The following is a 13,782-nucleotide window of genomic DNA, read 5'->3' on the forward strand; positions in this document are numbered from 1 at the left end:
GATAGCGTGCCCGGATGCTCGCATCGCCCACGGCCCGTCGGTCGCCCCCGGCCGCCCTCGGCAGCACCGTCCGCAGGCTGTGGCCCCTGCTGCGGCCCCACCGCAGGCGACTGGCTGCCGGTGGGGTCTGCATCCTGGTCTTCGTGCTGTGCTGGCCGCTGCTGGCCTGGCTGGCGGGACGGCTGATCCCGGCGATCGGAGCCGGTGATGTGGTGGTCACCCTGCAGACGATCCTGGCCGCCCTGGCGGTGTTCGTCGTGCAGAAAGCCGCCCAGTTCGGCCAGGACACCCTGCTGGCCGCCCCGGCCCTCCACGTGAGTCAGACCCTGCGGCACGAGCTGTTCGCCCGGCTGCAGCGGCTTGACTTCAACGCCCTGGAGAAACTCTCCACCGGCGACCTCACCTACCGCCTCACCGAGGATGCCGACCGGGTGGGGGAGGTGGTCTACAAGACCATCCAGGACACGACCCCCAGCGCCCTGCAACTGCTGGCGGTGCTGGGCTACATGGTGTGGCTCGACGGCACCCTGGCCCTGGCCACCCTGCTGCTGGCCCCGGTGGTGGCGCTGCTGGTGAGCGGTTTCGGCGCCCGGGTGATGGGGGCCGCCGAACGCAGCCAGCAGCAGGTGAGCGAGCTGGCCAGCCTGCTCGGCGAGGCGATCGCCGGGCTGCCCCTGGTGCGGGCCTTTGCGGCGGAACCCTGGCTGCAGGAGCGCTTCGACCAGGAGATCGCGCTGCACCGCCGTGCCCGCTACCGCACCCTGCGGCTGCTGGCGCTGCAGCATCCCGTGGTGGGCCTGCTCGAAGCCGCGGGCATCCTGGCGGTGCTGCTGATCGGCGCCTGGCGCATCCAGGCCGGCGATCTCGACAGCCAGGGCTTCAGCAGCTATGTGGCTGCCCTGCTGATGCTGATCGACCCGATCGCCCACCTCACCACCAACTTCAACGAGTTCCAGCAGGGCCAGGCCTCCCTGCAGCGGCTGCGGGCGATCGAGCTGGAACCAATCGAGCCCCCCGACCGCGCCGATGCCCTGCCGCTGGGGCCGGTGCGGGGGGAACTGGTGCTGGAGGATGTGAGCTTCGCCTACAGCCCCGGCCAGCCCGTGCTGGATGGGGTGAGCCTGCGGGTGCGGCCCGGGGAGGTGGTGGCGCTGGTGGGGCCCTCCGGCGCCGGCAAGAGCACCCTGTTCTCGCTGCTGCTGCGCTTCAACACCTGCCAGCGGGGGCGGGTGCTGCTCGACGGCCACGACCTGGCCGATCTGCGTTCCGCCGATCTGCGCCGGGCCGTGGCCCTGGTGCCGCAGCAGAGCAGCATCTTTTCCGGCACGGTGGCCGAGGCGATCGCCTTCGGCCGGCAGGCCGGCCCGGAGGCGATCCGGGAGGCGGCCCGCATCGCCAATGCCGATGGGTTCCTGCAGTCGCTCCCCCAGGGTTACGCCAGCCGGGTGGAGGAGAGGGGCAGCAACTTCTCCGGAGGCCAGCTGCAGCGGCTCGCCATCGCCCGGGCCGTGCTGGGGAATCCCGCCGTGCTGCTGCTGGACGAGGCCACCAGCGCGCTGGACGCGGAGGCTGAAGCAGCTGTGCAGGCAGGGCTGGAAGCGGCGATGGCGGGCCGCACCGTGCTGGTGATCGCCCACCGCCTCTCCACCGTGCAGAGCGCCGACCGCATCGTGGTGCTCGAAGCCGGCCGGATTGTCGAGCAGGGCAGCCACAATCAGCTGATGGCGCAGGCCGGTCGCTACCGCGATCTGTGCGAGCGTCAGTTCATCCACCTCGAATCCTGACGCGCACGGCCATGGGCTGGGAGTACCGGGTGATTCACATCAACGTGGAGAGCGGCGCCCCGCCGGAGCCCCCCTCCCCGAAGACGGACAGCGAGAAGCTGGGGGGAGCCCTCAGCCCCGAGTTCCTGCAGAAGGAGTTTCCTCAGCAATACGGCCCGCTCAATGCCAGGCCCCGCCATCCCGCCGAGCAGCTCCAGTTCTTTCTGAACGCCCTCGGGCGCGAGAACTGGGAGATGGTGGAGGCGGCCCAGGTGGGGCCCCTGCTGATGTTCTTCTTCAAGCGGCCTGGGGGTGGGGGTCCATCCGTATCCTGAGCGGGCAGACCCAGAGTGCCCGCCCGTGACCGCCACCCCCCAGCAGCCACCCGTGCTCACCTTCGAGGGCCAGCGTTACGACCTCAACACCCTTCCCGAGGATGTGAAGGAACTGGTGCGGGGCATGCAGGTGGCCGATGCCCAGCTGCGCATGCATGAGGACACCCTCAAGGTGCTGGCCGTGGGACGCCAGGCGATGGCCAGCCAGCTCAACGAGAAGCTGAAGATGATCGCCCCCCTGCCCTGAGCGCTCGGCCCGCTCGATCGCTCGATCAGTCGGCCCGCTCGAACCGGTAAGCCCGCGTGAGCCGGAACACGGTGCCCGAGAGCAGCAGCAGACCGATCAGGTTGGGGATCGCCATCAGGCCGTTGAGGATGTCGGCGATGGTCCAGATCGCCTCGAAGCTGGCGACCGAACCCAGCACCACCACGGCCACCCAGACGAAGCGGAAGGGTTTGATGCCACCAGTGCCCACCAGGAACTCGAGGCAGCGTTCGCTGTAGTAGCCCCAGCCGAGGATCGTGGTGGCGGTGAAGAAGACGGTGGCGAAGGTCACCAGCCACTTGCCACCGGGCAGGCCCCAGTCGAAGGCGGCCATGGTGAGGGTCACCCCCTGGGCGCCACTGTCATAGAGGCCGCTGGCCACGATCACCAGCGCCGTCATCGTGCAGATCACCAGGGTGTCGATGAAGGTGCCCAGCATGGCCACACTGCCCTGCAGCACCGGATCGCCGGGCTTGGCCGCCGCCTGGGCGATGGGTGCGGTGCCCAGCCCCGCTTCGTTGGAGAAGATGCCCCGGGCAATGCCCTTCTGGATCACCGTGCCCAGAGCGCCGCCGGCGGCGGCCTGGCCCGTGAAGGCATTGCTGAAGATCACCCCGAAGGCCGCGGGAACCTTGTCGATGTGCACAAGGAGGATCAGCAGGGAGCCCAGCACATACACCGCGGCCATCAGCGGCACCACCACCTCGGCCACCTTGCCGATGCGCTCGATGCCGCCGATCAGCACGAGATAGGCCAGCACGGCCATCACCACGCCGGTGGCCAGGGGCGGAACCGCCAGCGATTCATTCAGGGCCTTGGCCATCTCGTGGGCCTGCACACCGTTGCCGATGCCGAAGCCCGCCAGGGTGCCGAACAGGGCGAACAGCCCGCCCAGCCAGGCCCAGCGGGGGCCGAGGCCGTTGCGGATGAAGTACATCGGCCCGCCCACGTGCTCCCCGAGCTCATCCACCTCGCGGTAGTGCACCGCCAGCAGCGATTCGGCGTACTTGGTGGCCATCCCCACGAAGGCGATCACCCACATCCAGAACACGGCGCCGGGACCACCCACGGCGATGGCCCCGGCCACGCCCGCCACGTTGCCCGTACCGATCGTGGCCGCCAGGGCGGTGGCCAGCGACTCGAAGGCGGAGACATCGCCCTCCCCCTTGGACGAGCGGATCGAGGCGATCGCCTGGCGGAAGCCGAAGCCGATCCGGAGCAGCGGCATGAACCGCAGTCCCAGCATCAGATAGAGGCCCGTGAGGCCGATCAGCCAGAGGGTGGCCGGCCCCCAGACCACGCCGTTGATTTGGGAGAGAAGGTCCACCGGGCCGCGTCAGATTGCCGCGATGGTGTCATGGGGGGCAGGCTGCGGCCAGCCCTAACCGAGGGGCTGCAGGTCTTCGAAACGGAACACCTGGCGGCTGGCCGGGCTTTCTCCATGGGCCTCCACCTCCACCACGCGCTCGCCGAGCACCCAGGGCCCGCTGCCGGCCAGCGGCACGAAGGTGTCGGTGAAGTGGCTGCGGCCGCCGCGGGCCTCGCCGCTGGCCGGATCGGCGTACTGGCTGGTGTAGCAGCGGCTGAGGTAGCCGGCGCCGGTGTCGGTCACCGCCTCGGTGAAGATCGTCACCACGGTGCCGTGGATGTGGCGGTGCACCATCGTCACCACGCTGTCCTTGATGCGGTAGCGGTCGCCGGCGTTCTTGCCGCCCACGATCACCTCGGTGCCCACCGCATCGGTGTTGCCGGCCGTGAAGGTGTTGGCGCCGTGGGTCTGCTCGAAGCTGCGGCGCACCCGGTGGATGGCCACCTCCCACAGCTGGCCCGCCAGCAGTTTCTGGTCAGCCTCGGCCTCGATCCCCTCCACGCTGGCCTTGAGATCGGCGCCCACCCTGAAGCGACCTTCCACCACACGGCCGTCCTGCTCCAGGACGCAGCGGCCCTGGTAACCGCCGAAGTCCGGATCCCAGGTGTAGCGGTTCTCGTAGGCGGCACGGAAAGCGGCCGTGCAGTCGCTGCCGGCCTGGATGGGGCTGGAGAGGGTGGCGGTCAAGGAAACGGGCGCGGGGCCCCCAACGCTACCCAGCGGGCACCGGGGGCTGTCCTGCCGCCGCGGGATGGATGTCCTGCAGGGCCGTCACCTGCAGGTGCTGATCCTGCAGGGCCCGGATCGCCTCCACCGCCGCCCGTGCCCCGGCCAGGGTGGTGAGGGTGGGCACGGCGTAGTCCAGAGCGGCGCGCCGCAGGTAGGCGTCATCGAAGGCCGCCTGGCGCCCGATCGGCGTGTTCACCACCAGCTGGATCAGGCCGGAGCGGATGGCGTCCTCGATGTTGGGACGCCCCTCATGCACCTTCAGGATCGGCTCCACCGTCAGCCCCTGCTCGGCCAGCACCGCCGCCGTGCCGGCGGTGGCGATCAGCTCGAAGCCCAGCTCCGCCAGGCCCCGGGCCACCGGCACCAGCCCCTGCTTGTCGCGGTCGTGGGTGGAGAGAAAGACGCGGCCGCCGGTGGGCAGGCTCTCGCCCGCCCCCTGCTCGGCCTTGGCGTAGGCCATGCCGAAGGCGGGGGCGATGCCCATCACCTCGCCGGTGCTGCGCATCTCGGGACCGAGCACCGTGTCGGAGCCGGGGAAGCGTTTGAAGGGCAGCACCGCCTCCTTCACGGTCTGCAGGGGGGGCACCGGTTCGGTGAGCAGCCCCAGGTCGGCGAGGCTGCGGCCGGCCATCAGGCGACTGGCCACCTTGGCCAGGGGCACGCCGGTGGCCTTGGCCACGAACGGCACCGTGCGGGAGGCGCGGGGGTTGGCCTCGATGATGAACACCCGCTCCTCCCCCTCGGGGGTGCGCTGCACGGCGAACTGCAGGTTGATCAGGCCGCGCACATCGAGGGCCAGGGCCAGGGCCTTGCTCCAGGCCCGGATCGTGGCCAGGCCCGCCTCCCCCAGGCTCACGGTGGGCAGACAGCAGGCCGAATCGCCGGAATGGATCCCGGCCGGCTCGATGTGCTCCATCACGCCGCCGATCACCACGGTGCCGGTGTGGTCGCAGAGGGCATCCACATCCACCTCCACCGCGTTCTCGAGGTACTGGTCGATCAGCACGGGGTGGTCGGGCTCCACGGTCACGGCCTCGGCCATGTAGCGCCTGAGCTCCTGCTCGTGGAACACCACCTCCATGGCCCTGCCCCCCAGCACGTAGCTGGGGCGCACCACCACGGGGTAGCCCACGCGGTCGGCCACCGCCAGGGCCTCCTCCTCGCTGCGGGCCAGGCCGTTGCGTGGCTGGCGGATCTCGAGGCGGCGCAGGATCGCCTCGAACTGCTCGCGGTCTTCGGCGGTGTCGATCGACTGGGGCGAGGTGCCCCAGATGCGGGTGCCGGTGGCCTGCCCCTCGGGTGAATCCAGCCAGCGCAGCAGCGGCAGGGCCAGCTTGAGCGGCGTCTGGCCGCCGAACTGCACGATCACCCCGGCGGGCTTCTCCGCCTCGATCACATTGAGCACGTCCTCGAGGGTGAGGGGCTCGAAGTAGAGGCGGTCGGAGGTGTCGTAGTCGGTGGACACCGTTTCCGGGTTGCTGTTCACCATCACGGTGGCGAACCCCTCGTCCTGCAGGGCGAAGGAGGCGTGGCAGCAACAGTAGTCGAACTCGATGCCCTGGCCGATGCGGTTCGGCCCGCCGCCGAGGATCATCACCTTGCGGCGGCTCTCCGGCGTCACCTCGTTCTCGGGCGGCAGCGCCGCCACCACCCCATCGGCACCGATGCGCTCCAGCGGCCGCTCGTAGGTGGAGTAGTGGTAAGGGGTCTGGGAGGCGAACTCGGCGGCGCAGGTGTCCACGGTCTTGAACACCGCGTTCACCCCCAGCGCCTGGCGGTGGCGGCGCACGGCCAGCTGGTCGCTGCCGGAGGCCCAGGCGATCTGGGGATCGGAGAACCCCAGCTGCTTGAGCTGGAGCAGGGCTTCAGCGTCCAGCTCCTCGAGGCTGCGCCCCCGCAGCAGGGCCTGCTCGGCGGTCACGATGCCGCGCAGCTTGGCCAGGAACCAGGGATCGATGGCGCTGAGGCGGTGGATCTCGGCATCGCTCAGCCCCGCCACCATGGCGGTGCGCACGGCGAAGATCCGCTCCGGCGTGGGGGTGCGCAGGGCCGTGCAGAGGGCGCCGGCATCCGGGGTGGGGTCGGGGCGGTCACAGCCCCAGCCGGCATGGCCGGTTTCGAGCGAGCGCAGGGCCTTCTGGAAGGATTCCTCGAAGCTGCGGCCGATGGCCATCGCCTCCCCCACCGACTTCATCGAGGTGGTGAGCACCGCTGAGCTGCCCTGGAACTTCTCGAAGGCGAAGCGGGGAATCTTCGTCACCACGTAGTCGATCGTGGGCTCGAAGCAGGCGGGGGTGGCCCCGGTGATGTCGTTGATGATCTCGTCGAGGGTGTAGCCCACCGCCAGGCGGGCGGCCAGCTTGGCGATCGGGAAGCCGGTGGCCTTGCTGGCCAGGGCGGAGGAGCGCGAGACGCGCGGGTTCATCTCGATCACCACCACATCGCCGTTGGCGGGGTTGATGGCGAACTGGATGTTGCTGCCGCCGGTGTCCACCCCGATCTCGCGGATGATCGCGATCGACTGGTCCCGCAGCCGCTGGTATTCCCGGTCGGTGAGGGTCTGGGCCGGGGCGACGGTGATCGAGTCGCCGGTGTGCACTCCCATGGGGTCGAGGTTCTCGATCGAGCACACGATCACCACGTTGTCGGCGGTGTCGCGCATCACCTCCAGCTCGAACTCCTTCCAGCCCAGCAGCGACTGCTCGATCAGGATCTGGGAGACGGGGCTGGCCTCCAGGCCGCTCTTGCAGAAGGCGCGGAACTCCTCGGGGTTGTAGGCGATGCCGCCACCGCTGCCGCCGAGGGTGAAGGCCGGGCGGATGATGCGCGGGTAGCTGCCGATGGCCTCGCCCACCACCTCGGCCTCCTCGAGGTTGTTGGCAATGCCGGATGGGCACACCGCCACGCCGATCTTCTCCATCGCCTGTTTGAACAGCTGGCGGTCTTCCGCCTTGCGGATCGCCTCCAGGTCGGCACCGATCAGCTCCACGCCGAACTCCGCCAGCGTGCCGTTCTCCGCCAGGGCCACCGCCAGATTGAGGGCGGTCTGCCCCCCCATGGTGGGCAGCAGCGCGTCGGGCCTCTCGATCGCGATCACCCGGGCCACCACCTCCGGCGTGAGCGGCTCGATGTAGGTGCGATCCGCCATGTCGGGATCGGTCATGATCGAGGCCGGGTTGCTGTTCACCAGCACCACCTCGTAGCCCTCGGCCCGCAGGGCCTTGCAGGCCTGGGTGCCGGAGTAGTCGAACTCACAGGCCTGGCCGATCACGATGGGGCCCGAGCCCAGCAGCAAAATCCGTTTCAGGTCCGTGCGGCGGGGCATGGGCGTGGGCAGCGGCCAAACCGGTCCAGCGTCTCATGCCCCAGCGGCAGGGAACGTTCAGGGACAACGGGGCCTCACCGCCGGTGGTGGCTAGGGTGGTGGCCCCAATCCTCCAGACCCGTCGATGAGCGAACTCCAGCGCCTGAAGGGGCTGCTGCCTCCCGAAATGCAGAGCTGGGTGTTCGTGGAAGCCGCAGCTTCGGTGGAGCCCCCGCTGATCACCATCGAGGAGATCGGCCGCGACGAGATCGAAATCCAGCTCGACCTCGAGAAGTGGGACGCGCTGGCCCTGGACCACCGCAACCTGCTCTTCTGGCATGAGGTGGGCCGCATTCAGAACGATGCGGTGCCCCGCGACGGCTGGGAGATGGCCGCGCTGGCGATCGGCCTCGGCGGTGCCATCGGGGAGCTGTGGGTGCAGGACGGTCTGCTGCTGCTGATGGCGCTCGGCCTCTCGGGCTTCGCCGGCTACCGGCTCTACCTGAAGAACAACTCCGAGAAGCGCCTGCAGGACGCCATCAGCGCCGACGAACGGGCCATCGACCTGGCCTGCCGCTTCGGCTACACCCTGCCCAATGCCTACAAGAGCCTGGGGGGAGCGCTCAAGGAGCTCGCCGAGCAGACCCGCAAGAAGAAGAAGCGCTCCTTCTACGAAGACCGGCTCGAAGCCCTGCGCAAGAGCGCCGCCAAAGCCCGTGCGGAAATGGCCCAGCAGCAGGGATCCCGCCAGTCGGTCACCAGTGAGAACGTGTATGGCTGAGCCACTCCTGCAGCCCTCCGCCACACCCCGGGATCCCCAGACCGAGGCGCTGGCCATGCTGGTGGCCGAGGCCTGCGACGACCGCAAGGCCGTGGATATCCGCCTGATCCGGGTGGATGAAGTGTCGTCGCTGGCCGACTGGTTCGTGATCTGCAGCGGCCTCTCCGACGTGCAGGTGCGTGCCATCGCCCGCTCGGTGGAGGAGAAGCTCGAGGAGACGCTGGGACGGCTGCCCCTGCGCCGGGAAGGCCAGGCCGAGGGCCGCTGGGTGCTGCTCGACTACGGCGAGGTGATCGTGCACGTGCTCACCCCGGCCGAGCGCAGCTACTACGACCTCGAATCCTTCTGGGGTCACGGCGAACAGGTGCCCTACCTAGGCTCGGATCCCGCACCCGCCGTCTGACGTTCGCCATGGAGCTGCTGGGGCCCTGTCCGGTGCCTGTCGAGCAGCGTCCGCTGCGGCAGTACGAGGAACTGAGCCGCTCCTGGTTCTTCGCCTGGCCCGCCGCAAGCCTCCCCGGCCTGCTGCGTCCGCTGGCGGTGAGCTGGCTGTCCGTGCTGCCCATCACCGTGCTGGTGGCGAGCGGCAGCTGGGTGCTGCGTCACGACCCGGCCCGCATGGTGGCGGCGGGCGCGGTGGCGGCCATCGCCCTGCCCACCCTGCTGCTGGTGCGGCAGTGGCTGGGCTGGAGCACCATCCACCAGCGGCTGGTGAGCGAGCGGGTGGAGTACGAGGAATCCGGCTGGTACGACGGCCAGGTCTGGGAGAAGCCCCTGGCCTGGCGCCAGCAGGATCTGCTGGTGGCCCGCCACCAGGTGCGGCCCATCCTGGCGCGGCTGCAGCAGGCCATCGGCCTGGCCGCCACCCTGATGCTGCTGGGGGCGAGCCTCTGTCAGGCTCTGTGAGCACGGCCAGACCGACCGGCTCCCCATGACCCTGTCCTCCAGCTTCGGCGGTACCGGCCGCTCCAGCATTCCGCCCCTGGAGGTGCGGCTGCTGCGCAACAGCATCGTCGAGTCGCACCACCGGGTCCACGCCGTGGTCTGCGATGGGCGGGGACGGGTGCTGATGCGCGCCGGTGATCCCCAGCAGCTGAGCTTCGTGCGCTCAGCGCTCAAACCCTTCCAGGCTTCGGTGTTCGTGGCCAGCGGGGCGGCGGATCAGGTGAACTGCGGCGATCGCGGCCTGGCCATCGCCTGTGCCTCCCACGCCGGCACCTCCCGCCACGCCCGCGAGGCGTTCCGGCTGCTCTGGGGCGCCGAAGTGGAGGCCGAACAGCTGCAGAGCCCGGTGCCCGAGCTCGGCAGCAGCCCGCTGGAGCACAACTGCTCCGGCAAACACGCCGCCTTCCTGGCCACCTGCCGGCGGATGGGCTGGAGCCTGGAGAGCTACCTGCAGCTGGAGCACCCGCTGCAGCAGGAGGTGCTCAAGCGGGTGGCCGAACTGCTGGGCCTGCCGGCGGCGGAGCTGGTGGCGGCCCGCGATGACTGCGGGGCGCCCACCCTGCAGCTGCAGCTGGCCCAGATGGCCCTGCTCTACGCCCACCTCGGTGCCGGCGCCCAGCCGGATCTGGAGCGGCTCAGCCGCGCCATGCTCAGCCACCCTGATCTGGTGGCGGGCGAGGGGCGCTTCGACACCGAACTGATGCGGCGCGGCCACGGCCAGGTGCTCAGCAAGGGGGGAGCGGAGGGAATCCAGTGCCTGAGCCGGGTCGGCGAAGGGCTGGGGGTGGCCGTGAAGGTGGAGGACGGATCGGCCCGTGCCAAGCACGCCGTGGCCCTCCATCTGCTGGAGCAGCTCGACTGGCTCACCCCCATGACCCTCGAGGAGCTGCGCCAGCAGTTCATGGAGCCGGCCCCCCATCTGAAGCTGGAGGTGGTGGGGGAGCTGCGCTTCGACTGAGAAGCCTGGCCAGAGCGGGCCCACCTGTAGCGGCGGACACCGGCTGGTACAATTTCTTTTGTGCCGCGGGGTAGAGCAGCCTGGTAGCTCGTCGGGCTCATAACCCGAAGGTCGCGAGTTCAAATCTCGCCCCCGCCACCACTTGATTGCTCCCAACCAAGCTCCGGATTTCCGGGGCTTTTTTTGTGTTCAGCCTCCCATCCGCCTGATGCCTCTGGCCCCCACCGAGCTGCAGCAGGCCCTCCTCATCTTCGGGCTGGGCGGGCTGGTCACGCTGGCCACGGTGGTGATGATCCTGCGCGGCCACCGGCGCTGGCACCGGCGCGATCCCTTCGACGACCCCAGCCATGACTGATGCCGGCCCGCCGATGCTGCCCCAGGGCACGGCCTGGATGCTGCTGGTGGGCTTCTCCGTGCTCTGGATCGCCCTGGGGATCTGGTGGGGCAAGCGCGGCAAGGGCGATGCCGACGACTACCTGCTCGCCGGCCGCAACATCGGCCTGGCCCTGAGCACCGCCACCCTGATGGCCAGCTGGGTCACGGGCAACACCACCCTCGCCGCACCGGAGGTGGGCTACACCCTGGGGCTCTGGGGCATGTTCGGCTATGCCCTGGCGGGCCTGGGCCTGTTCCTGTTCGCGCCGCTGGCCGTGCGGATCAAGCGGCTGATGCCCACGGCCCGCACCAGCGGCGACTTCGTGCGCCTGCGCTACGGCAGGGTCTGCTGGGCCATCTTCCTGGTGATCACCATGGCCTACACCCTGGGCTTCCTGATCACCCAGGGCATGGGGGCGGGCCTGCTGCTCCAGTCGCTCTCGGGCTTCGACTACCGCCTCGGCATGGTGTGCGTGATCGGAGTGTCCACCATCTACACGCTGTTCGGCGGCATGCGCGCGGTGGTGGGCACCGACTTCATCCAGTCGATGCTGATCATGGGGCTGCTCGTGCTGGTGGCGGTGCTGGGCTTCAGCCGCTTCAGCAGCGACCAGGTGTATGCGGCCCTGGCGGCGGAGAACCCCTCCCGGCTCAACCTGCTGCTGCCCACCGGCCTGCTCTTCGCCTGGAACACCGGCCTGTTCAGCATGGGGGAGGTGTTCCACAACAACATCTGGTGGTCGCGGGTGTTCGCCAGCCGCTCCTCGGTGGTGTTCACCTCCTTCGTGCTGGGGGGGCTGGCCTGGGTCACGGTGCCGATCGTGACCGGCGCCATCGCCCTGACGGCCCTGGCCCAGAACCTGCCGATCCCCCAGGTGAACATGGTGTTCCCGATCGTCACCGCCCAGCTGCTCGGCAGCGGCGGCGCCGCGGTGGTGTTCGTGATCATCTTCGCCTCGCTCACCTCCACCCTCGACTCCCTGCTGGCCGCCAGTGCCGATCTCATCGCCGAGGACGTGGTGGCCCACTGGCTGCGGCCCGATGCCAGCGACCAGCAGATCCGTCAGGTGGCCCGCCAGGTGGTGGTGGGCCTGGGGCTGCTCACCATGGTGCTGTCGTGGCAGTACATCACTTCGATGTACCAGCTGCTGCTGTTCACCGGCGCGCTGGTGGCCTCCACCATCTGGCCGATCGCCATGGGGCTCTACTGGCGCCAGGCCAACCGTCAGGCGGCTTCGCTGGCCATGGTGCTGGGCTCGATCACCGGGCTGCTGGCCTACGGGCTGATCGCCCCCTACTGCGCCGCCCTGATCTCAGCCGCGGTGTCCGCCGTGGTGATGGGCCTCGGCAGTCACCTCTGGCCCGAGCGCTTCGAGTGGCGGCGGCTGGCCGGAACGCCCGAATCCACCTGAACCCGCTCCACCGCTCCAGTCCTGCCGCGACGCCCCGCCTCCGCCATGCCCCTGCCGGCCCTGACCCTCTCCCTCACCGCGGCTGCCGCAGCGGCGCCCGGCACCACCCAGTGGCTGCTGCCGCGGTCCCTGTTCAATCTGGTGGTGGTGGGGAGCATTGCCGGCCTCGTGCTCGCCACCCTGGTGATCCTCACGATCTGGGTGATCGAGTGGCGCGGCGGCAAGGTGTGGTGAAGCCTGTGGTGAGCCCCGGGGCGAGGCCTGCAGGGAGGTCAGGGATCGCTCGCCGACCGCAGGACACGGCGTGACACCGAGAAACGGTGCTTCTTGCTACCTCCAGCTGCAGGGATGTTGCAGAAAACACAAGATTTACGGACCACCTTGGTGAAGACGCCTAATGATGGAGAACTCCACACTTCATTCGCAACATCCCCAGCCCCGGGATCACGTCTGATGATGCACACGCCCCACTTCACCCGGCTCGGCCCAGACGTCTACGGGAACGCCCACCCCCAGGCCCTGCTGGAGCAGATCCGGGAGAACGGCAAGGCGCTGCAGGATCTGATGAATCAGCATGTGATCTCCACGCTGCAGTACAGCCCTGAATCACTTCTGCAGGTGTTCCGTCTGGCGGCGAAGTTCGAAAGCAACCCAGAGCGCTACATCCGCTTCAACAGCCCGCTGCAGCGGAAGATTCTGATCAACGCGTTCTACGAACCCAGCACCCGCACCCGCCTGTCCTTCGACAGTGCCTGGCACCGCCTCGGGGGTGACACGATCACCATCACCGACAGGAGCACCACCGGCATTGCCAAGGGCGAATCGCTGCGGGATGTGGCCGAAATGTTCAACAACTACGGCGATTGTGTGGTGCTGCGTGACACCAATGCCGAGGCGATCTACCAGATGAGCGAGTCGCTGAGAATTCCGATCATCAATGCGGGCAACGGCATCGATGAGCACCCAACCCAGGCCATGGCCGACCTCTACACCATCTTCAAGTGGCGGCCCGATCTGGTGGAGAAAGCTATCACCGAGCAAGCCCGGATCCGCATCGGTGTGGTGGGCATCCCCTGTCGGATGCGCACCGTGCGCTCGCTGCTGCGCATCCTCACCAAGTTTCCGCAGATGATCCGGGAGCTGGTGCTGTTCCACGAGCCGGGCATCGACCCCAGCGCGCCGGACACCTACTTCGACCCCGGCCAGCGGCAGGAGCTGGAGGCAGCCGGCATCAGCGTGATCACGAGCGACGACCTGATGGCGGCCATCCCGGAACTGGATGTGATCTACATCAATGCCATCGCCTGGGTGGGAGACAACTACGAGGTGCACGGCCGCAGCTTTCACCTCACGGCCGACCTTCCCTACAAGCCGGAGGCCATCATCCTCCACCCCCTCGCCCGCGGCGCCGAGCTGGGCACCTGCCTGGACCACAGCCCGCACAACTGGTACTTCTCCCAGGCCCGCGGCGCCGTGTTCATCCGCATGGCCCTGCTCACCTGCATGGTGGAGCGCACCGCCCAGGTGATGGACATCATCTGAGGGC

The 13,782-nt window shown here is 69.1% G+C and carries 14 protein-coding genes and 1 tRNA gene; 12 read left to right on the top strand and 3 right to left on the bottom strand.

Annotated elements, in window-relative coordinates; all coding sequences use genetic code 11:
- The first annotated feature begins 14 nt into the window (after positions 1-14).
- Genes CBM981_RS05015 through CBM981_RS05025 form a run of 3 tightly spaced genes read left to right on the top strand, consistent with a single transcriptional unit; the run spans position 15 to position 2,345 of the window.
- Positions 15-1,784: an ABC transporter ATP-binding protein gene (locus tag CBM981_RS05015; RefSeq protein ID WP_087067517.1), complete on the top strand. Its 1,770-nt coding sequence runs from the start codon at positions 15-17 to the stop codon at positions 1,782-1,784.
- Positions 1,785-1,795: 11 nt separating this feature from the next.
- On the top strand, positions 1,796-2,098 hold the full coding sequence (locus CBM981_RS05020; RefSeq protein ID WP_087067518.1) for a hypothetical protein: 303 nt from the start codon (positions 1,796-1,798) through the stop codon (positions 2,096-2,098).
- A 25-nt stretch (positions 2,099-2,123) separates the two neighbouring features.
- On the top strand, positions 2,124-2,345 hold the full coding sequence (locus tag CBM981_RS05025) for a DUF6447 family protein (protein WP_087067519.1): 222 nt from the start codon (positions 2,124-2,126) through the stop codon (positions 2,343-2,345).
- 25 nt (positions 2,346-2,370) lie between these two features.
- On the opposite strand, the gene CBM981_RS05030 is transcribed toward CBM981_RS05025, so the two are convergent.
- The 3 genes from CBM981_RS05030 to carB are packed head-to-tail and all read right to left on the bottom strand — an operon-like array spanning position 2,371 to position 7,786.
- Positions 2,371-3,690, bottom strand: a complete 1,320-nt coding sequence (locus tag CBM981_RS05030; protein WP_087067520.1) for a sodium:alanine symporter family protein — start codon at positions 3,688-3,690, stop codon at positions 2,371-2,373.
- A gap of 54 nt (positions 3,691-3,744) precedes the next feature.
- A complete protein-coding gene (locus CBM981_RS05035) occupies positions 3,745-4,419 on the bottom strand; it encodes a DUF3386 domain-containing protein (protein WP_087067521.1) in 675 nt (224 codons plus the stop codon).
- Between the two features lie 25 nt (positions 4,420-4,444).
- Positions 4,445-7,786 (bottom strand): carbamoyl-phosphate synthase large subunit, encoded by a 3,342-nt coding sequence (gene carB, locus CBM981_RS05040; RefSeq protein ID WP_087067522.1) that lies wholly within the window; start codon positions 7,784-7,786, stop codon positions 4,445-4,447.
- 124 nt (positions 7,787-7,910) lie between these two features.
- Here carB and CBM981_RS05045 point away from each other — a divergent pair, with 124 nt between their 5' ends.
- The 9 genes from CBM981_RS05045 (at position 7,911) to CBM981_RS05080 (ending at position 13,778) form a co-directional block, all read left to right on the top strand.
- Positions 7,911-8,546 carry a DUF3318 domain-containing protein gene (locus CBM981_RS05045; RefSeq protein ID WP_087067523.1) on the top strand — a complete coding sequence of 212 codons (636 nt, stop codon included), beginning with the start codon at positions 7,911-7,913 and terminating at the stop codon, positions 8,544-8,546.
- A complete protein-coding gene (rsfS, locus tag CBM981_RS05050; RefSeq protein WP_087067524.1) occupies positions 8,539-8,949 on the top strand; it encodes a ribosome silencing factor in 411 nt (136 codons plus the stop codon). Before CBM981_RS05045 ends, rsfS begins: the two co-directional genes overlap by 8 nt.
- Positions 8,950-8,957: 8 nt before the next feature.
- The gene (locus CBM981_RS05055; RefSeq protein WP_087067525.1) at positions 8,958-9,452 is read left to right on the top strand and encodes a CGLD27 family protein; all 495 of its coding nucleotides are present in this window, start codon (positions 8,958-8,960) and stop codon (positions 9,450-9,452) included.
- Positions 9,453-9,477: 25 nt separating this feature from the next.
- Positions 9,478-10,449 carry an asparaginase gene (locus CBM981_RS05060; RefSeq protein ID WP_087067526.1) on the top strand — a complete coding sequence of 324 codons (972 nt, stop codon included), beginning with the start codon at positions 9,478-9,480 and terminating at the stop codon, positions 10,447-10,449.
- 64 nt (positions 10,450-10,513) lie between these two features.
- Positions 10,514-10,590: transfer RNA gene (locus tag CBM981_RS05065), tRNA-Met, on the top strand.
- 67 nt (positions 10,591-10,657) lie between these two features.
- Positions 10,658-10,804, top strand: coding sequence for a hypothetical protein (locus CBM981_RS15590; RefSeq protein WP_172820820.1), 147 nt, complete (start codon positions 10,658-10,660; stop codon positions 10,802-10,804).
- A complete protein-coding gene (locus CBM981_RS05070) occupies positions 10,797-12,236 on the top strand; it encodes an urea transporter (protein ID WP_087067527.1) in 1,440 nt (479 codons plus the stop codon). Before CBM981_RS15590 ends, CBM981_RS05070 begins: the two co-directional genes overlap by 8 nt.
- Positions 12,237-12,281: 45 nt before the next feature.
- Positions 12,282-12,470, top strand: coding sequence for a hypothetical protein (locus CBM981_RS05075; RefSeq protein ID WP_087067528.1), 189 nt, complete (start codon positions 12,282-12,284; stop codon positions 12,468-12,470).
- A 219-nt stretch (positions 12,471-12,689) separates the two neighbouring features.
- Positions 12,690-13,778 (top strand): aspartate carbamoyltransferase, encoded by a 1,089-nt coding sequence (locus CBM981_RS05080; protein WP_087067529.1) that lies wholly within the window; start codon positions 12,690-12,692, stop codon positions 13,776-13,778.
- Positions 13,779-13,782: the final 4 nt, after the last annotated feature.

The organism is Cyanobium sp. NIES-981 (assembly GCF_900088535.1).
Lineage (GTDB): Bacteria > Cyanobacteriota > Cyanobacteriia > PCC-6307 > Cyanobiaceae > NIES-981.